This is a genomic window from uncultured Shewanella sp. (assembly GCF_947495455.1).
Lineage (GTDB): Bacteria > Pseudomonadota > Gammaproteobacteria > Enterobacterales > Shewanellaceae > Shewanella.
This window is the reverse complement of sequence record NZ_CANLZC010000042.1, coordinates 23,417-43,957: the sequence shown is the minus strand read 5'-3', so window position 1 is coordinate 43,957 and position 20,541 is coordinate 23,417. Positions and strand designations below refer to the sequence as shown.

General features: G+C 42.3%; 17 protein-coding genes. 5 read left to right on the top strand and 12 right to left on the bottom strand.

Annotated elements, in window-relative coordinates:
• Window positions 1–388 precede the first annotated feature (388 nt).
• Both Q0791_RS12430 and Q0791_RS12425 read right to left on the bottom strand, forming a co-directional pair.
• The gene (locus Q0791_RS12430) at window positions 389–829 is read right to left on the bottom strand and encodes a YcgN family cysteine cluster protein (RefSeq protein WP_299006707.1); all 441 of its coding nucleotides are present in this window, start codon (window positions 827–829) and stop codon (window positions 389–391) included.
• A gap of 183 nt (window positions 830–1,012) precedes the next feature.
• A complete protein-coding gene (locus tag Q0791_RS12425; RefSeq protein WP_299006705.1) occupies window positions 1,013–2,239 on the bottom strand; it encodes a nucleoside recognition domain-containing protein in 1,227 nt (408 codons plus the stop codon).
• A 117-nt stretch (window positions 2,240–2,356) separates the two neighbouring features.
• On the opposite strand from Q0791_RS12425, the gene rsmF reads away from it, so the two are divergent.
• Window positions 2,357–3,775 (top strand): 16S rRNA (cytosine(1407)-C(5))-methyltransferase RsmF, encoded by a 1,419-nt coding sequence (rsmF, locus tag Q0791_RS12420; protein ID WP_299006702.1) that lies wholly within the window; start codon window positions 2,357–2,359, stop codon window positions 3,773–3,775.
• Between the two features lie 395 nt (window positions 3,776–4,170).
• Here rsmF and Q0791_RS12415 read toward each other — a convergent pair whose 3' ends face one another.
• The 8 genes from Q0791_RS12415 to apbC form a co-directional block, all read right to left on the bottom strand.
• Window positions 4,171–4,956, bottom strand: a complete 786-nt coding sequence (locus tag Q0791_RS12415; protein ID WP_299006700.1) for a TatD family hydrolase — start codon at window positions 4,954–4,956, stop codon at window positions 4,171–4,173.
• Between the two features lie 65 nt (window positions 4,957–5,021).
• Window positions 5,022–5,948: a DNA polymerase III subunit delta' gene (holB, locus tag Q0791_RS12410; RefSeq protein WP_299006697.1), complete on the bottom strand. Its 927-nt coding sequence runs from the start codon at window positions 5,946–5,948 to the stop codon at window positions 5,022–5,024.
• A gap of 1 nt (window position 5,949) precedes the next feature.
• On the bottom strand, window positions 5,950–6,567 hold the full coding sequence (gene tmk / locus Q0791_RS12405) for a dTMP kinase (RefSeq protein ID WP_299006693.1): 618 nt from the start codon (window positions 6,565–6,567) through the stop codon (window positions 5,950–5,952).
• An 84-nt stretch (window positions 6,568–6,651) separates the two neighbouring features.
• Window positions 6,652–7,659 (bottom strand): endolytic transglycosylase MltG, encoded by a 1,008-nt coding sequence (gene mltG / locus Q0791_RS12400; protein ID WP_299006711.1) that lies wholly within the window; start codon window positions 7,657–7,659, stop codon window positions 6,652–6,654.
• A gap of 44 nt (window positions 7,660–7,703) precedes the next feature.
• Entirely contained in the window at window positions 7,704–8,522 is an 819-nt protein-coding gene (gene pabC / locus Q0791_RS12395; protein WP_299006691.1) for an aminodeoxychorismate lyase, read from the bottom strand.
• A gap of 77 nt (window positions 8,523–8,599) precedes the next feature.
• Entirely contained in the window at window positions 8,600–9,184 is a 585-nt protein-coding gene (gene dcd, locus Q0791_RS12390) for a dCTP deaminase (RefSeq protein WP_299006688.1), read from the bottom strand.
• 32 nt (window positions 9,185–9,216) lie between these two features.
• Window positions 9,217–9,855 (bottom strand): uridine kinase, encoded by a 639-nt coding sequence (gene udk, locus Q0791_RS12385; RefSeq protein ID WP_299006686.1) that lies wholly within the window; start codon window positions 9,853–9,855, stop codon window positions 9,217–9,219.
• Window positions 9,856–9,870: 15 nt separating this feature from the next.
• The gene (gene apbC / locus Q0791_RS12380; RefSeq protein ID WP_299006684.1) at window positions 9,871–10,980 is read right to left on the bottom strand and encodes an iron-sulfur cluster carrier protein ApbC; all 1,110 of its coding nucleotides are present in this window, start codon (window positions 10,978–10,980) and stop codon (window positions 9,871–9,873) included.
• 160 nt (window positions 10,981–11,140) lie between these two features.
• On the opposite strand from apbC, the gene metG reads away from it, so the two are divergent.
• On the top strand, window positions 11,141–13,204 hold the full coding sequence (gene metG, locus Q0791_RS12375) for a methionine--tRNA ligase (RefSeq protein ID WP_299006682.1): 2,064 nt from the start codon (window positions 11,141–11,143) through the stop codon (window positions 13,202–13,204).
• 253 nt (window positions 13,205–13,457) lie between these two features.
• On the opposite strand, the gene Q0791_RS12370 is transcribed toward metG, so the two are convergent.
• Window positions 13,458–14,222, bottom strand: a complete 765-nt coding sequence (locus Q0791_RS12370; RefSeq protein WP_299006678.1) for a Nif3-like dinuclear metal center hexameric protein — start codon at window positions 14,220–14,222, stop codon at window positions 13,458–13,460.
• A 220-nt stretch (window positions 14,223–14,442) separates the two neighbouring features.
• Here Q0791_RS12370 and Q0791_RS12365 point away from each other — a divergent pair, with 220 nt between their 5' ends.
• Both Q0791_RS12365 and Q0791_RS12360 read left to right on the top strand, forming a co-directional pair.
• Window positions 14,443–14,790, top strand: a complete 348-nt coding sequence (locus tag Q0791_RS12365; protein WP_299006676.1) for a hypothetical protein — start codon at window positions 14,443–14,445, stop codon at window positions 14,788–14,790.
• 271 nt (window positions 14,791–15,061) lie between these two features.
• On the top strand, window positions 15,062–16,894 hold the full coding sequence (locus Q0791_RS12360; RefSeq protein WP_299006673.1) for a glycine-rich protein: 1,833 nt from the start codon (window positions 15,062–15,064) through the stop codon (window positions 16,892–16,894).
• A 143-nt stretch (window positions 16,895–17,037) separates the two neighbouring features.
• Here the strand turns inward: Q0791_RS12360 and Q0791_RS12355 are convergent, their stop codons facing one another.
• Window positions 17,038–18,843 carry a choice-of-anchor I family protein gene (locus Q0791_RS12355; RefSeq protein WP_299006670.1) on the bottom strand — a complete coding sequence of 602 codons (1,806 nt, stop codon included), beginning with the start codon at window positions 18,841–18,843 and terminating at the stop codon, window positions 17,038–17,040.
• Window positions 18,844–19,216: 373 nt separating this feature from the next.
• Here Q0791_RS12355 and Q0791_RS12350 point away from each other — a divergent pair, with 373 nt between their 5' ends.
• Entirely contained in the window at window positions 19,217–20,533 is a 1,317-nt protein-coding gene (locus Q0791_RS12350; RefSeq protein WP_299006667.1) for a citrate:proton symporter, read from the top strand.
• The last annotated feature ends 8 nt before the right edge of the window (window positions 20,534–20,541 follow it).

Here is a 20,541-nt window from a genome sequence, read left to right as displayed (position 1 = left end):
TCACTTTGTGCGGGTTTCAACATACTTTATGTGACTTAGCTGCTTTCGATATACGACTTCATGGATGAAGGAGGTAGAGCGACGTTTGAACCCAAGCCGAGAATAACTATTAGCTTCAATCATCTGCGTCCACCATGGATGGTGGGACTGTCTGTTAATACAGGAGCAATTAACGACCTTGCCTACAGCATGTTAAATTCCCGCTGAAAGATCACTTATATAATAGAATTGGTATAACTATATCTTCTATGGATAGACACTGTATTGTTTTGATCTGAATGAACAAATTTTCACAGATTTTATCCGTGATTTCCCTATCACTAGTCACATAATAACTGAAAAATGTCAAAACTATTGCTTATCATAAAAACGTGAATATATTTCAAGACTAATCAACATCTTTAAGTGGCCATAACACAATATGATCGTCTAAGTACTTTACCTGTTTTTCATCAATGACACGACCGTTAATGGCGATCCCCGCTTGTTGCATAGCCTCTTTTGAACCGGTCAATAACGGATGCCATGAAGGCAGCTCTCGCCCTAAAAACAGTCGCCTATAGGCACAACTATTAGGTAACCAAGTCAGCTCAGCAATATTATCCATACTGACTTTAGTGCACCCTGGCACTTTTGAGAATCGATGAGCATAATCTTGGCATCCACCTTGCTGATGCTCTAATAATTCACAAGCCACATTCGTGTAATACAAGGTTTCCGTTTCGTCATCGATAATCTTATTTAAACAGCATTTTCCACAGCCATCGCACAAAGACTCCCATTGGGACTGACTCATTTCAGCTAAAGGAATGGTTTTCCAAAACGACATAGCACTTCTTCAATTGTTCCGATCTTTTATCTGTCTATTTTACATGAAACTTACCACTACACCTAACAAAGCTTATTCACTTTTCCTTTATCGAACCCATAAAGTGCTTTAATAATAAGCTCACCTACTCCCCCTTGTCAGGCATACAAATGGCATGCACTTTTTCCTGCCTCTTTTTCATTGCTAGCCATAAAACTGGTAACAAACCACTATGGCGGCAATCACTCCCGCTAAATCCGCTCCCAGTCCACAGGCGATAGCATGGCGACCATTACGGATCCCAACAGCGCCAAAATACACGGCTAATACATAAAAAGTCGTTTCGGTACTGCCTTGAAAAATTGCAGCTAATCGACCACTAAAAGAATCAACGCCATATTGATCCATAGTCTCTAACATCATGGCACGGGCACCTGAGCCACTAAAAGGTTTCATGATAGCAGTGGGCAGCGCCTCAACAAAATGGCCATCTCCCCCCAGTAACAATACCACTTGACGGATCATATCCAGAAAATACGCTAATGCACCTGACGCTCTTAACAAACCTATGGCCACTAACATAGCCAGTAAATAAGGAATAAGTTGAATGGATTGAGAAAACCCCTCTTTTGCCCCTTCTATAAACTCATCATAAACAGCCACTTTTCGATATCCAGCGATTAATATAAAGCTAAGTATTAATAAGATAAGCACGCCATTACCTAACAAACTTGAAAAACTCCCCATCGCTTGTGCACTTAAAGTGCCTAGATACCAAACAAAGGCAATGAGAAAAGCAAACATGACACTAAAATAGCTCAGTAACACAGCATTGAGTAACGAAATCCTTTGTACAAATGCCACTAACAATACGCCTGCGATACTGGAGGCTGAAGTCGCCAACAAAATAGGTAAAAAGATCTCGGCTGGATCCACGGCGCCTTGCTGAGCGCGATACAAGAAGATCGTCACAGGGATCAAGGTCACGGAAGACGTATTTAATACTAAAAATAAAATTTGAGCATTAGTTGCTACCGATTTATTTGGATTTAAACTTTGCAAATCATGCATAGCTTTTAATCCCAGCGGGGTTGCGGCATTGTCTAAACCTAACATATTCGCCATTAAGTTCATGGTCATGCTACCATAAGCAGCATGACCTCTGGGTACTTCAGGCATTAATCGACTTAATAAAGGCTCTAACACTTTTGCCAAAGCCCCCACGACACCAGCACGCTCACCTACGCGCATTAGCCCCATCCATAATGCCAATACACCAATGAGCCCCAGTGAAATCTCTGCCGCCAATTTAGCACTATTAAAGAGCGATTCAACAGTCAATGAGAATACTTGAGTCTGCCCATTTGCTAACTGTAATCCCATTGCCAAAGCAATAATAACGAAAAAAAACAACCAAATTCTATTGAGCACACACGCTCCTTTTATTGTTAATCGAGCACTCAAAGTGACTAGAAGAGAACATCGATACTTAAGAAGTGATACCGATTCTTATGATATACTGCTTCTTTTCAGCATCATACCCTGAATATGGTTCAATTAAATCAAAATTTTATTAATCACATCGCTCAAGATCTGCCAAGCGACCTCAGCCTTGACGACTTTATTCACTTTTGTGGTCAACCTTTACGACTGTCTATTCGAGTTAATACATTAAAAATCAGTTGCGCGCATTTTATTGAGAGAATGACCCCTCTTGGCTGGTCTTTTGAGCCCATACCTTGGTGCAAAGAAGGCTTTTGGCTCACCCTTGAAAAAGACGTGCAACTGGGCAACACCATAGAGCACCTACAAGGCCTATTTTATATTCAAGAAGCCAGCTCAATGCTACCGCCAACCGCTCTATTCCAAGAGTATGATTTCAGCCATACCGATACCCTCTTAGATATGGCATCGGCACCCGGATCGAAAACCACACAAATGGCTGCCATGATGAATAATCAAGGCCTGTTAATCGCCAATGAATATTCAGCGAGTCGTATAAAAGTGCTTCATGCCAATATACTACGTATGGGGATCAGTAATACGGCACTCACTCATTTCGATGCTCGCGTATTTGGTGAATACCTCTATGAAAGTGCTGATGCTATCTTATTAGATGCGCCTTGCAGCGGAGAAGGAACAGTGAGAAAAGATCCTGATGCACTCATCCATTGGGATCCCGATAAAATTGATGATATTGCAGCGACACAAAAAGCACTCATCCAATCCGCTTTTTTGGCCTTAAAACCTGGGGGCAGCTTAGTTTATTCCACCTGCACATTAAACAAGGCTGAAAACCAAGCCGTGTGCTTATACCTTAAAGACTTGTATTGTGATGCGGTTCACTTTGATAATTTATCTCAACTCTTTTGTGGGGCCGATAAAGCCATCACTGAGGAAGGTTTTTTACACGTCTGGCCGCAACTATACGACAGTGAAGGCTTTTTCGTGGCGAAAATTACTAAAAAACAATCCGTCCCACGCATTGCACCAAAGCCGAATAAGCAAAAAAACTTTCCTTTCTCCCTTGCCAGTCACAAACACACTCTAGCATTAATGGATTATTTTCAACATACTTTTGGCATTGCGCTTTCAGGCCAAGGCACCATAATGCAAAGAGAAAATGAATATTGGCTGTTTCCAACCCCCTTTATTCCCCTTATCGGCTCAATGCGCTTTCAACGCATTGGGCTCAAATTAGCCGACAGCTTTAAACAAGGCTTTAAAGCGAAACATGAGGCCTTAATCGCACTGGGGAACAATCAAGCCAGTATTGCGTTAACCCAAGAAGAAGCCATCTCTTTTCTGATGGGCCGTGATATTATTTTAGCAAATAAAATCAAACCGCAAGGTGAAGTATTAGTGAGTTATGAAGGACAACTCCTCGGTATGGTAAAACATTTAGGCAATAAGTTAAAAAACAACTTACCAAGAGACTTAGTGAAAGACAAGGTTGCCCCACTATAATTAGTTATTACTAATAAAGCTTGCCCTTATTCAACATCCTCTACTACACTTAAGTACCAGTTAGATGAAATAACCGATACTCATTAGCGCATGGCTCCACCCTTGGAGCCCTTCCCCTGGACCCAAAACCTCACGGATCATTTTGGGTCTTTTTTTGTCCTTTATTTAACCTGAACTCGGGATAATGAGTGTCAAAAATGTGAGGTAACCCATTTAATATTAAAAAATTGAATAAAATTGGGTCATTCTTTATTTTCGGACTTGGCTTAATACTGCAATTTTTGTCGATATCAAGGCGGGATTTCGTATCTAATAGCGGGCTATTAGTAGAAAGCACAACACAGATAGGGGCAAAAATAGTGCTATTAAGCGGCGCTGCTTATCCCGAGTTCAGGTTATTTAGCCATTTTCTGAGCATTCTTAAACAGATTAAAGAAGTTTTCTGATGTGTAAGCCGCCAACTCTTCATAAGTCTCACCTCTAAGCTCGGCAACAAACTCGGCCACATCACGCACAAAAGCTGGCTGATTTTCTTTACCACGATGAGGAACAGGGGCTAAATAAGGCGAATCCGTTTCAACCAATAATCTATCTTTTGGAATTTTACGTATCGTTGTACGTAATTCAGCTGCATTTTTAAAGGTCACAATACCAGAAACCGAAATATAAAAACCCAGCTCCATGGCTGATTTCGCCATTTCATAACTTTCGGTAAAGCAATGCAGCACACCTCCCACTTTATCAGCACGGCCTTGTTTTAAAAAATGAAGGGTATCTTCTCTTGCATCACGAGTATGTACAATAAGCGGTTTATTCACGTCAACAGCAAGGTTTATTTGCTGCTCAAAACATTGTTGCTGAAGTGATTTAGTCTCATCAGCATAAAAATAATCTAAGCCAGTTTCACCAATGGCGATCACTTTAGGATCCTTAATGAACCCATGCAGTTCGTTAATATTCAGCCCTTCTTGCACATCGAGAGGATGAACACCCGCAGACATAAACACTTGTTCAAATTCAGCTACACGTTCTTTCATCCCTTGAAAGCCATTTTGCCTCACATTCACACAAAGAAAATATTCGACCCCCCGTGCTTTCGCCTCATGGATCATTTGGCGTAAACTGGCTTGATCTGGTGCCGCTTTTAAGCGGTCGAGATGGCAATGAGAATCTATCAGCACAACAGGTTTCCTAAGAATGATATTTTAAAACGGCAAGCATAACCATAAGTGACATTAACAACAAGTCATTCAGCTTTCACAATAGCTTGATAATCGGCAATATAAGCTCTAAACAATGCAGCGAGGTTCATATTAGGCATCAATTTGAGTTGGTGATACTGCTGCATAATATCAGCAGCTAAATCGACAATTTTCATACGAATCAAGGCATTCAAATCAGTTTGTTTAACCAGTTTTTGTTTCAAAACTAAATAAAGAATACTCATGGCATTCAGTGCTTGCTGCTCACTTAATGTCATCAACTCTGTTGATAATCTGCCTCTTGCTAGGCTTCGTGCCCATGCTTTTCGAAATCGAAGTAATTCATCATATTGTCCCGCTTGAATGCATTGTGCCAATGCAATTGGTCCGCCCACAACGGGTAAACACCAAGTCACATCTTGCTGAACATCTAAAGTGTCTGCCAACCAAGTCCTTATCGCCTGCAAAGTGGGTAACGCCACCTTAACACGCTGGCAGCGACTGCTAATCGTTGCCATTAATCGACTTGGCGTATCAGACTGTAAGAGCAACACTGTCTCTTTACCTGGCTCTTCAAGGGTTTTAAGTAGCGCATTGGCACCAGCCAGATTAAGCCGCTCACTGCTAAATAATACCGCCACTCGCCGCCCACCTTGTTGAGCCGTCTCCGTGAGCTGCTGGCACAGTTCACGTACTTGATCCACTTTAATTTGATACCCATCAGCCTCAATGCGGTAGAAATCAGGATGATTATTGGCTTCAAATAACAAACATGCTTTACAAAAGCCGCAGCCTCCTCGAGGGGTGGCTTTTTGGCAGAGCAAGGCCTTGGCCATTCCCAATACGAGCTCATTCCCCCCATAACCTTTATCTAACCCAACTAAATAGGCATGGCCATGCAGCCCTTGCTTAAGCTTATCGCTAAATTGACTCAGTACTGTATCGATCCAAGGGATTGCGACGTTAGCCATATCACCAACCCTGAGCTTGTAGCACAGCAATAATATCTTTGTGCACTTGGGCCATTGATTGACTGGCATCAATGACCACAATGCTGTCATCAGCTGCCGCTAATTTTAAATAAGTGCGGCGTGCCCGCTCAAAAAAAGCTAACGCTTGTTGCTCTATTCTATCTAATGCGCCCCTTTGCGCAGCTCTTTGCAGCCCTAACTGAGGCGCAATATCCAAATATAAGGTTAAATCAGGTTTAAAACCTTGCAAAGTTGCCTCACTCACCGACTCCACTAATGGCATCAATTGACGCCCGCCTCCTTGATAAGCCAGCGATGACAAATTATGCCTATCACCCAATACCCACACACCTTCATCAAGTGCAGGTTTTATCACATTTGCAATCAGCTGAGCTCTAGCAGCATAGATCAACAGGCATTCAGCTTCATCACAAAGGGGATCGCTTTCATCAGCAATTTTAACGAGATCGCGGATTTTCTCAGCCAGAGGGGTTCCCCCTGGCTCTCGAGTACAAACAGGCACAGCGCCGATTTTTTTTTCAATAAAATCTCTCACTAATGCAATTGCACTGGACTTTCCAGCGCCTTCTAGCCCTTCAATAACAATAAACTTCGCCATTTAATCTACGTCTTACCTCTTTGTATATATTCAAATCTGTTGCATTTAATCACAATGATCATGAAGCCCAATCATAGTGATCCACTAACGATTTCGCTGATATTTATTCACAGCCCGATTATGCTCTTTTAAGGTGTGAGAAAACACATGACTACCGTCATTACGAGAGACAAAATACAAATAATCCACCTTTGCTGGATGCGCTGCTGCTTGAATGGCAGCTAAACTGGGCGCTGCGATGGGCGTTGGCGTTAATCCTTTAATACGATAGGTATTAAAAGGTGTCTGCTCACGCAGATCTTTTCGTGTAATATTGCCTTTATAACGCTCACCCATACCATAAATAACCGTCGGATCCGTTTGTAAACGCATACCTTTACGCAAACGGTTCATGAACACAGCTGCGATTTGCGGGCGCTCTTGGGCTTGCGCCGTTTCTTTTTCAATAATAGAAGCTAAAATCAATAACTGATATTGAGAGGTCAAAGGTAAATCAGGATCGCGATTATTCCATGCATCGGCTAACGCTTGCTGCATTTTTAAATAGCTAGTATTGAGCAAATCAAATAAGGACTCACCCGCTCGGTACTGATAAGTATCAGGAAAAAACTTACCTTCAGGTAAACGAGAATCATCACCATTGGCCTCTAACACCTTATTAAACACATCTGGCTCATAAGTCATATGCTGCGCATTTTGTAATTGGGCACTCCACTCCTTGATTGTGAGCCCATCAACTAAGGTTAATGTGAACACTTTCTCTTGATTATCAGCTATTTTAGCCAGCAAGCTGTCAATACTATCAGTGGGCTCAACTTGATAGAGTCCAGACCGAATATGGGCGATACTGGGTTTGACGCGTGCTAACCAACGTAATTTTTGAGCATCATCGATTAATCCTTGATCTTGTAATTGTGTCGCTAATTCATAAAAAGAGGTGCCTCTTTTCACTTGCAATTCAACAGGCGTCACTGTATTGATAGGACTGTGTCCATAGGTTAACAAGGTCTGATAAGCCCAATAGGCTCCTATTGCAGCTAACAGCAATACAATCAAACTACTCGCAATCAATCCTACTGCTATTTTTTTCATCATCACAACCTAAAATACTGTTAAAACTTACCATACTTACCGCTTCACAGAGCAAGATCCAACGCAGTACGCAAAGTGTGTGTCAATGGATGCTTGTTCATCGTCATATCATTAATGCGTATCACATCCACAACTCCCATTAAACTGTTCGTCACAAATGCCGCAGAAAAATCAGCCAGTTGATTCAAAGAAATAGGCGTAACATTCACCGAATAACCTAAGGTTAACACCCCATGCATGACTTGCTCGCGCATCATTCCAGCAACACCGCAGTGAGTCAATGCAGGCGTATAAATCGCCTGATGATTATCCACAAAAAAAAGATTAGCCATGGAAGATTCTATCACTAAGCCTTGCTCATCTAGGACCAAATAATCATCAAAACCTAAAGGTAAGGGGGTTGACTTAATGAATATTTGCTCAAGACGATTACAGTGTTTTATGCCCGCTAATCTCGGCTGCCGGCCTAACATGACATCACTGCTGATCAGTGAAATACCTTGTTGCTGCCAGTGTTGATAATGTTCGGGAATAGGATGTACAGACACCACTTCTGTTATTTGTGTTTCAATAGGCGCAGCATAACCTCGACCGCCACAACCTCGCGTCAATAAAAGCTTAATACAGCCTTGACCTATACTTATGGCTTGCTGAATTAATCTTTCTTGCAAGGTTTGTGATGCTTGCCAGTTAAAGCCTAAACGTTTGGCTCCCTGAGACAGTCGCTGTAAATGCGCAGCTAAAAACAGTATCTCATGATGCTTTACTCGCATGGTCGCAAATAACCCATCACCGTAAGCTAGCCCTCTATCAAAGGGCATCACTTGACCACTTTCAACACCATTTACCCAAACTGTCGTCATGCTTGAACCTTGCATTGATGCTCACTTTACTGTTCGATAGCCAGATAAAGCCATTAAAATAATTAACTTTTCCTGAATCAATTATCTTGGCTAATTCGACTGGCAACCGCTTCTTGCTGATCTTTATACTTTGCGCTTTTCCGTGTGTTATAAGGCTTGGCCACGGCATGTCTTAATCGCTCAAAATTAAGCGCACCTATGGTCATTAAGGGTTTTAGTGCCAAGGGTAACTTACCGCTGTTATAAAATTCCAACACAATTTTCCCTTGCCAACCGGGATCAATTCGATGGGCCGTCACATGCACCATTAACCCTAATCTCGCTAAGGATGAACGCCCATCTAACCAACCCACGATATCAGCAGGTAAGGTCACATGCTCATGGGTGATAGATAGCGCAAGCTCGCCTGGATGCAGGAAAAAAGACTCATTATCAGCGATTACGATAGTATCACTCATCACTCTATCTAACGCCGCCTGCACTTCAGTACTCGGGCCACTTAAATCGATGAAAGGCGCAGTATGATCTTTAAACACGCGAAATTGATTGCCCAGTTTCACGTCAACACTGACGCCACTAATGGCATCAGAGCTGGGACGAGGCTCCATCATAATAGTGCCATCGTTTAAACATGCTTCTATTTCAATATCGGTTAAACGCATATTTTATTATCCTCTACAATAACTCTTAGCCGTTATTTAGCGAGTAAATGTTGAATTCTCGCCTTCAAGATATCGGTGGCAATGCGGTTTTTTCCACCACGAGGAACGATGATATCTGCGTACTGTTTTGACGGTTCAATAAACTGTAAAAACATAGGACGAACCGTTTCTGTGTATTGTGACATCACTGACTGCATAGTGCGGCCGCGCTCAGCCACATCACGAGATAAGCGACGCATAAAACAAATATCTAAAGGTGTATCCATAAAAACAGTGGCATCCATGACTTCGCGAAGGGCAGGATCAGTCAACAATAAAATGCCTTCTAAAATAATCACCTTTTTAGGGGTCAAGGATAACGTTTCATCGGTACGAGTGTGTTCTTTATAGCTGTAAACAGGTATCTCAGCAGACTCACCATTTTTAAGTTGCTGTAAATGACGACACAATAGCTCATGATCTAACGCTTTTGGATGATCATAATTGGTTAAAATACGCTGTTCCATCGACAAATGGCTTTGATCTCGATAATAAGCATCTTCAGAAATCACACCAATTTGGTCAGTCCCTAAATCACTGCATAACTCTTCAAAAATCGTTTTAGCAATTAAACTTTTACCTGACGCAGATGCACCTGCAATCCCAATAATCACACACTGCTGTGAATTCATTTGTATTTTAAACCCTTATTCATTCGACATACTAATAGAAACGGTTGGTTGCGCTTTAGACAGCGCTAATTCTGCGCCCACTTGCCTCGCTATCGCTAAATACAAGTGAGCAATATCATCATTCGGTGTCGCCACTACACTGGGTAAACCTTTATCCAAATCTTCTCGAATCGCTAAGGTTAATGGCAGTTTACCCAATAAAGGTAATCCATAACGTGTCGCCATTTTTTCTCCGCCATTTTGGCCAAATGGGAAGGCTTCATGCCCACACTGACTGCACACATGAAAACTCATGTTTTCAACGATCCCCAATACAGGGACATTCACTTTTTGAAACATGTTAATGCCTTTTTGGGCATCAGCCAGCGCGATATCTTGCGGTGTTGTCACAATGACCGCACCATTAAGCGGAACTTTCTGTGACAAGGTTAACTGAATATCCCCCGTCCCGGGTGGTAAATCAATCACCAAATAATCCAATTCTGGCCACTGAGTTTCATTAATTAACTGTACTAATGCCCCAGCCGCCATCGGGCCCCGCCACACCGCCGCCTGCTCTGCATCGACAATAAAGCCAATTGATTGTGCTGCGATACCATGAACATTCGCTGGCAACATCACCTTACCATCAGGGGAGACGGGCTTAAAATCGGGGATCCCAAGCATAATGGGAATCGAAGGGCCATAAATATCGGCATCTAATAAGCCTACTCTTGCCCCTTCTGCTGATAAAGCCAGTGCTAAATTCACCGCAGTGGTCGATTTGCCCACCCCTCCCTTACCCGATGCCACAGCAATCACTTGCTTAACATTCTCGATAGGCGGCTTTGTTTGCGCAGATTGTACAGTAAATTCAAAGTCAATGTGACATTTCACCGCATCAATTTCAGTTATTGCACACAATGTCGCATTTAATGCTTGTTCAATTATCGCTTTTTGCGAATGACAGGGGTACGGAAAAACAAGGGTTATTTCAAGGCAAGCGCCATTAAGAGCTAAATCCTTAACAATGTCAGCATCCAAGAAATTTAATTTCAAATGCTCATCCATCATCAAGGCTAAACGGCTTAAAACAGGCGTCAATAATGGCTCTTTTAGTGAAAATGCTCGGCTGATTGAAGGCAAAATATCACTCCCTAAAATAAAAGTTGAGCAATTGTAGCAGATATTAAAGCAAACATTAGTCTGAATTTAATCCACTTACATCAGCTTTTAATGAAAGTCTTCAACGGATCGGTTAGTATCTATCCCATACTTTCTAAGCATCACACAATTTAGAGACAAGATGGCTAATTCACAACGTAAAATATTAGTGACAAGTGCACTTCCCTATGCCAACGGCCCCATACATTTAGGGCATATGTTGGAATATATTCAAACAGACATCTGGTCACGCTACCAAAAATTGCGTGGCCATGAATGCTATTATATTTGTGCCGATGATGCCCATGGCACACCCATTATGCTTAAGGCACAACAAATGGGAATTGCGCCTGAAGCCATGATTGCCCAGGTTCAACAAGAGCACCAACAAGACTTTGCTGATTTCAATATTCAATTTGATAACTTTCACAGCACCCATAGCGAAGAAAACAAAGCCCTTGCCAGTGATATTTATTTAAAATTACGTGAAGGTGGTTACATCAAAACCAAAACCATCTCACAGTTATTTGATCCTGAAAAGTCAATGTTTTTACCCGATCGTTTTGTCAAAGGTACCTGTCCGCGCTGCCACTCAGACGACCAATACGGCGATAACTGTGACAATTGTGGCGCCACTTATAGCACGACAGATTTAATCAATCCAAAATCTGCGGTATCCGGTGCGACGCCCATCATGAAAGACTCTGAGCATTTCTTTTTTGACTTACCCGCCTTTGAAAACATGTTAAAAGAGTGGATTAATTCAGGCTCTTTGCAGGCTGAAATGGCCAATAAGCTCAATGAGTGGTTTGAGCAAGGATTACAACAATGGGATATTTCCCGTGATGCCCCCTATTTTGGTTTTGAAATCCCAAATGCACCGGGTAAATTTTTCTATGTTTGGTTGGACGCCCCTATCGGTTACATGGGATCTTTCAAAAACTTGTGTGACAAACGCGGTGATATCAATTTTGATGATTTTTGGGCCAAAGACTCAGACGCAGAAGTCTATCATTTCATAGGAAAAGACATTGTCTACTTCCATAGCCTCTTTTGGCCGGCCATGTTAGAAGGTGCAGGGCTACGTAAACCCAGCAACGTTTATGCTCACGGTTATGTCACAGTCAATGGGGCTAAAATGTCTAAATCAAAAGGCACTTTCATTAAGGCGCGCACCTATTTAGATCATTTAAACCCAGAATACTTACGTTATTACTATGCTGCCAAGCTCAGTAGCCGTATTGATGACTTAGATTTAAATCTTGAAGATTTCGCTCAACGAGTCAACTCTGATCTTGTAGGTAAGCTCGTCAATTTGGCTTCTCGCACGGCAGGTTTTATTAGCAAACGTTTTGATGGCAAATTAACATCAGTTACCGATGATAGCCTCACAGAGACCTTTTTAGCCAAACAAGACATCATTGCCGAATTTTACGAAACCCGTGAATACGGTAAAGCCATGCGCGAAATCATGGCGCTGGCGGATTTAGCCAATGCTTATGTGGCTGAAGCTGCCCCTTGGCAGCTGATCAAACAAGAAGACACACAAGCGCAAGCTCATCAAGTTTGTAGCCATGCACTGAATTTATTCCGTATTTTGTGTACCTACCTAAAACCTGTATTACCTAAGCTTGCTGGCGATGTGGAAGCTTTTTTACAATTAACACTCACTTGGGATACATTAAATATGGATCTCACAGGGCATGAAATTAAACCTTTTAAAGCCTTAATGCAGCGTGTTGATATGAAAAATATTCAAGCTATCACCGATGCATCAACAGAAAATCTTTCTGTGGCCAAAGAGACTGAACAAAGCGCCTCTAAAAAGGCAACAAACACTGCCTCAACCTTATCGCCGCTAGAACAAGATCCTATTAGTCCAGAAATTAGCTTTGATGACTTTGCTAAAATTGACTTGCGCATTGCCCGTATCGCCAAAGCAGAGCATGTGAAAGAAGCCAAGAAGTTACTGCGTTTAGAGCTGGATTTAGGCGGCGAAACTAAGCAAGTTTTTGCAGGTATCAAATCGGCTTACGCGCCTGAAGATTTAGAAGGCAAGCTCACTGTGATGGTCGCAAACCTTGCTCCTCGTGAGATGCGCTTTGGCACTTCAGAAGGCATGGTATTAGCCGCTGGCTCAGGTGGAAAAGATCTATGGATTATGGAGCCCCATGAAGGTGCCGAGCCTGGTATGAAAGTGAAATAACCCGCACTGTTAACCCCGTGACTGAGGCTCCCTCAATCACAGATATAACACAAATAAAAAGCCGTCTCTTTAATAAGAGCGGCTTTTTTAATTATACAATAAGGATTTCTTTTTTATTTTCTAACGCTTGGCTTAGATGCATACTCTTCATTGAATAACTTAAGCATTCTTTTTAACAACCCCATATAACAATGATCCACTCACACGAGACTAAAAATAAAAAACCAACAAAATTTAGAGTAATAGCAAGCTATTACACTGGATTATCAATATCGATAAAGTGATGCGTCAAGCCAAACTTTTCCTTCAAATGTCGACCTAATGCTTGAATACCATAACGTTCAGTAGCGTGATGTCCCGCACCAAAGTAATGAATATTTTGCTCAATGGCACAATGATAGGTACGCTCAGAGGCTTCTCCACTGATAAAGGCATCTACACCTAACTGCGCCGCTAAATCAATATAATCTTGGGCGCCACCCGTACACCATGCAACCGAGGCGATTGTTTGATCCTCATCCCCCAAATGCAATGCCTTACGATTCAACACTGCTCTTAGAAACGCAGAGAAGTCACTGGCCAACATTTTTTCAGGTAATGTGCCTTTCCATAACAAACCTGGCGTTGATAACCCTGCAATATTGTCAACCGCTTCAATATTCTCAAATGCAAGCTGTCGGCCGAGTTCCACATTATTACCCACTTCAGGATGGGCATCTAACGGCAAATGATACCCGTATAAATTAATGTTATTTTCAAGCAAAGCTTTAATACGTTTTTGCTTCATGCCAGTGATCACTTCTGGCTCATTTTTCCAAAAAAAACCATGATGAACAAGCAGTGCATCAGCCTTTAATGCAATGGCTTCATCAATTAACGCCTGACAAGCTGTCACCCCAGTCACAATAGTGTTGACTTCTTGCCCTCCCTCGACCTGCAGTCCATTAGGCGCATAATCTTTAAAGGCATTAATATTTAAATAAGAAGACAAATAATCTGTTAATTCAGTACGTAACATAAGATAGCCATAACTCCCAAGACGATGCATAAACCTTTATTGTAACCGATCTACTTGATTGTTCCATGACTTACCCAACACTTTGCCTTTATCGCTCAAAAACCCAACAAAGCACAACAAAAAGTCGCGAATTTCACCGAAAATTGGACATGAGAGTACTTTACCCTATAAAATCACGCCAATTCGTTATGTACACATAAAAAATTAACAGGTTACAACTATGTCTAAACTGACCAAAGAAGAAGTTATCAGCCAACTTGAAGGCTTTTTATCAAGCCAACAAGGCCAAAAGGTCACTATTGAGCAAAAAGGAAGCTGGTACAAAATCGATGGCGGTAAATCCATACGTTTCAGTGAATTAGAATCTATGCTTGCAGAATTTAACGCTGAAAATACCACAGATAAAGCCGAAAACTCGGCGCCAATCGTCGACAAAGCACAAACAGCACCAAAAGCCAAAACAATCAAGGTTGCCAAAACACAAACAACAAAGGCAGCAGGACAAACGCCAAAAGAGTTATGGCGCCAAAAATTGGCTGGACAAGGTCAATTGCCTCGCGGTTTTTAATGCATTAGACGCCAATACAAAATAAGCGCTACATTAATCCGTAGCGCCATCCGCAACGTTTAGGTTGCGGTTTCACACCTGAGTGCGTTGCAATTTATCACCATGCCTTTATACACTTTTGCTAAACCAATGTTTAAGCCTTGCCAAATCACTATTCAGCTCACGACAATCAAATGATAACAAAACATCAATATAAAGTTGAATTTATGTTACCCACCTCTAAACTTACTGAGTTGTTATCCCCCAAATCAACCTCTATAGTGAGTTTAATATGGTACCAAAGCTGACATTTTTTACCCTTAAAATTCAATATCTTGACCCATCAAAAGTATTCACTCTAAGCCTTATATCTTCGTTATTATTAACCGCCTGTAATGATGAATATAGAGCAGTCACAACACCAGAAACAACTTATGGTGACAGTTCCAGTTATTCTCAAGGAAACTTCAATGCCAATGAGCAATGTGAATTAATACAAACCGATACTGAGGAAAGTAATATCCTTCGCTGCACCTTACCCAGTACTGAGACCACCACCAACCTTTGGCATGATGTCTATCATTCAATTAATCACGATATAGACCCCACCCACAACATCAGGGCCTCACGCTCAAGTCCTATCATGTTCATCGCCAAAGGCGCTGATGGTGGCGACACCGATAACCACCAAGGTGGCAGAGGCTCTATCGGTATCTACTCGACGACATTTGAAGACTATTATGAAACGTATCAAACCTATGAAGTACATTGGGCACAGGGTCAGTCAGGAAGCAATACAACCTCTATAACCGATACGGGTGATGAGATTATGGTGGGCGGTGGGGGCGCAGCCACTTATTTAATGACGCAATCACCTCTTGAGCATTCACCCAGTTTTAGCAATGTCCTCATCAGTGCTGGGGGCGGTGGCGGCGCAAGTCCCAACAGCGATGGTGGCAGCGGCTCTGTCGTATACTCACGGCACCAAGAAGCCGTTGCCCACGACTCTTTTGGTCAAGAAGTGAATATCGATGTTAACGATCATAATCACCTTGGCGGCGCGGGAGGCTGCGTCGACAGCACGCTAGATGATTATGATCTCAATGCCAGTTTATGGCACAATCTAGACGATGATAAACAAAAAATAAGCATAAATGATGAGGGAAATGGAGCTTGCGCCTATAATCATGGCGGCAGTGGTGGTGGCGGTTATTCTGGCGGCGCAGCGGCCGAAGATATGTATTCTCCATCGGCAGCAGGGGGAACCTATGTGGCAGCCTCACAAAGACCAGATTTCACAACATTAGCAATCCTTGAACAAGCCACTTTTCATCCTCCACATAAAGACAGCAGTTGGTGGGACGACTTCACAGACGCAGTAGATGACGCATGGGACGATGTCACAGACACGGCAGAAGATGTTGTCGATGACATATATGACGCAGCAGAAGATGAAGCTGAAGGCATTGTTGAGCTCTTAATCGCTGTTGGCGCAGTAGAGGATGATCCTAACGATGTTGGCTATAACTACGACGACCCCGTCGTGATTTTTGATATCGATGGCACGGTAATAGATGATGGTGCACAAGAAGACTACTTCAATGACGGCTATGATGGATTCAGTCCAACCTTTTGGGAGACTGCGAAAGACACAGTAGATGAATACATCGCAAATGGTTTTCAGGTGGTCTTTCTCACAGGCCGCCCCGAGGATGGTATCGTCTACCCCGACGGTTATTTTAACTATATTGCTGACGTGCTGTCTGATCCCACGTCGGTACCCGATTCTAAAACCTTTGCAACCGTTACCCAAGAATGGTTAGAGGACAACCTCACCATCTCCGAGGGCGGCCTAGAATGGGATGTCATCATGTATCCATATGTCATCGATGGCAGCCTAGATGTTGGTGATAGCGACGCAGTAAAAGACTTTAAAATTGACAGCATTCAGGACTATGCCGAGGCGGTCGGCATAGATCCTGACGATAGCGACGCTATGGGTGCGAAGTTTATTTATGCCTTTAGTAGTTCAGACGACGATATTGAGGCCTATGAAGATGCGGGCATTCCCTCATCCAATATCGAGCAAACAGACGATGACTCAAGTGCATTTGATGAGTGGTAGGATAATGATGGTGGTGATGGTGATAATTTTACTAATCCCGATGATGAATGAAAATGACTTAGAATAGTCAGCCCCTTCAGCATCAGTAGAGTGATCGATTAAGTCCACTCTACTGCATTGCCTCTCAGGCCACACCTAATGATTTATTCATGGGTTAATTGATACACACTGGTACTGCCACTGACCTCATTAGCAATCAATAATAATGCTTTTCCTAATGGACTTTTATCGGCTGAAATAAATGTCATCCCTTCTGGCCCTAAATCCCCGACTGCACTGGGATCGCCCACGATATCCTGCCCATCCATGTCTTTTTCATCGATAGAAAAATCCATATCCATGTCTCGATTAATCACGTAATCAACAAAAGACACATCAAATGGATTGGTCACATCATAAATCATGACTCCACCCACACGCTCTAAGCCAATAAAGGCATAATGCCGACGGTTCACCTGACCCAGAGCTAAGGCTTCAGGCTCTGACCCTTTATCATCACTGCGGCTATCGCCTTTACTCTTATCATTATTATTATTAAAATGCTCTCCTAGCACAGCCGCCGTGATTCGCGCAAAATCACTACCGCTATCAAACACTAATAGCCCATTTTGATCCCAAATAGAAAATGATCGTCCACCAAAGCTTATCAACTGCTCATAATCACCATCACCATTGTGATCCCCCATACTGGTGGTGACTTTCAAACGCCCCAGTTGGGTGCTATCTTGCACGGCTAAATATTGCGGATGCTCAGTAATGAGTGATAAGTCTTTCGCCCGTACCGCTTCTGAAAAACCCTCATAATCACGGGCGTCTCCTTCGTTAGCCGAGACAATAAAATCAGCATTATTCCACTGATAGGTCGCGAGGGTATCGGGCTGGTATAGGCCATACACACCTGAGTAAGGCCGAATATTAATACCTTCATCTTTATCGCTGGCATCAATACTATTCATAGCCAGCCCAAAGTCTTTCAACCCTAAGGGCCATAGCGCCTCAATGGTCATAGTCTGTAAATCAATTACAGCAATGGCATTATTTTCTTGCAAGCTCACATAAGCCATTTGACTATTTTCACTCACGCTGATGTATTCAGGTTCTAAATCCTGCGCCACACTGGCATTAGGGCCATTGATTTTGATAAAAGCACTCACTTCATCAAAACGCGCCGCTCCTTGATTAAAATCGGTAAAATGAATATGTATCGCCTGTGTGACAGGTGTATTATCGACAATATCAATCACTGAAATACTACCGACGGGATCCACAGTATAGTCATCATTGGGCTCACCTTCATTGGCAACCAGGAGCTGAGTGCCATTGTGCGTAAAAGCGACATTATCAGGTAAGTAACCCACTTCAACCCCATGAAGAAACTCCAGGCTTCCTTCCTCCGTTAGGCGATAAAAAGCCACCAGCCCCTTGCCTTGCTTGAGGTTACCATATTCATCTTCCCGCTCAACCGCCACCGCCAACAGATCTTGATAAAGGCTCAAACTATTTATGCCGCCTAGACCTGTGAGATCAAGATCCTCAATAACATCAACCTCGCCTATTTTCATCATATTATCAAGCACAAGCGCTTGCTCAGCAGTCACTGGTGTCGCGCTAGCCAACAATGATGCATCCAATATATCTACGCGCCCACTTTGCGCATTCACCACAAAAATCTGTTTTGATGCCTCATGATAATCGACAATTTCAGCCGCACTGACTCCAAAGGCGTTAGAAGCATATCGCGCAATGAGCTGCATTGAAAATTCACTTGACTGAATACAAAGATCGTCGTCACATGACTCATTTGAAGACACCGTAGATGTGGCAGGTGCCAGCGAACTCAAAGACGCATGGCTTTCATAACTTACAATCTTATCTTCAGTATTATCTTCACAAGCCATCAATAACAGGCTCGAAAATAGGATCGTTAATATCAGTCTTATTGCTTTCATTTATATTGTCATTCCTTAAATATCATTTGCGGTTTTTATGAATATTTCATCCGTCACACTTTGGCGCGTCACTCAATAAAAAATAAAACTCAGCATAAAACATAACAAAGAAACCTATATGACAACGAAATGACAATTAAATGAAACGAAAAAAGTACATTTAAATGCCGTTTGACAGGGATTAAAACCTAAATAGTCATAAGCACTTGTGTTTTTATTAAGGTCCCTTTTATTGTGAGATCCTTTGAAAACATGACAGGCAAACAATGAATTGAAATGTGTCATCACACATTTCAATGCCACGTAAAATAATCATTCTGATGGGCTGCGCATGGGTCCAACACCAAACAACAACTAAAATGAAGGAGTCGCCATGCTCGGGTTTATCGGCTTTATTACCATTATCACTATTGTTGGATTACTGCTAACAGAAAAAACCAGTCCAATTACGGCATTAATTATTGTACCTATCATAGGTGCTCTGGTAGCAGGTACCAGTATTCACGATATTGGCCTTTACTTTAATGCGGGTACCCAAAAAGTCTTTCCTATTGTCATCATGTTTATTTTTGCCATTATTTATTTTGGGATCATGAATGATGTGGGATTATTCACACCGATGATCAATAAAATGGTAACGCTATCTCATGGAAGTATTCAATCGGTTGTCATCGGCACCGTCTTTATTGCGGCCATTGCACATTTAGATGGCTCTGGTGCCTCCACTTTTCTCATCACTATTCCTGCACTACTGCCCTTATACAAGCGATTACGAATGAGTCCCTATTTACTGCTGCTATTAGTGGGAACCAGTGCGAGTATTATGAATATGCTGCCTTGGGCTGGCCCCATTGGTCGCGCAGCGGCATTACTGTCGATGAATCCCACTGAACTCTGGCGTCCTTTAGTACCATTACAATTCATTGCATTGCTCCTGTTAGTGCCAATGGCAATGGTATTGGGTGTTCGAGAAAAACGTCGTATCGCCAACTTGCCACCGCTTTCCCCCATTGAAGAGGAAAATACTCACCCTAGCAACACATTCATTTCACCGATGAGCTCAACGTCATCCAATAGATCATCGAGAAAACTCGCGATGAATGTTTTACTGACCATAGGTGTGATTACTCTACTTGTTTGGGGCATTATCCCTTCAGGATTCACTTTTATGATAGGCGTGAGTTTAGCCCTGTCGCTTAATTATCCAAAAGTGAGTGATCAAATGGATAGAATCAAAGCCCATGCGCCAAGTGCTGTACTGATGGGATGTATTATTCTCTCTGCTGGGGCTTTTTTAGGGATCTTAACAGGCACAAAAATGCTTAATGCCCTCGCGCTTGATATTGTGGCTATTCTGCCTAATACTATTTTGCCCTATTTACATATCATCATTGGTATTCTCGGCGCCCCTTTTGAACTCATTTTAAACACCGATGCTTATTATTTCGCATTAGTCCCCGTTGTTGAACAAATCACCTCAAGTGTGGGTGTCAGTGCACAATCGGCGATTTATGTCATGATCATCGGTAATATTCTTGGTACCTTTATTAGCCCTTTTTCCCCCGCACTTTGGCTTGGACTCGGGCTTGCCGAACTTAAAATGGGTAAACATATCCGTTATTCATTCTTTTGGATCTGGGGTTTAAGCATAGTGTTGTTGATAATTGCTCTTTTTATGGGGATTATTTAAGAACAACA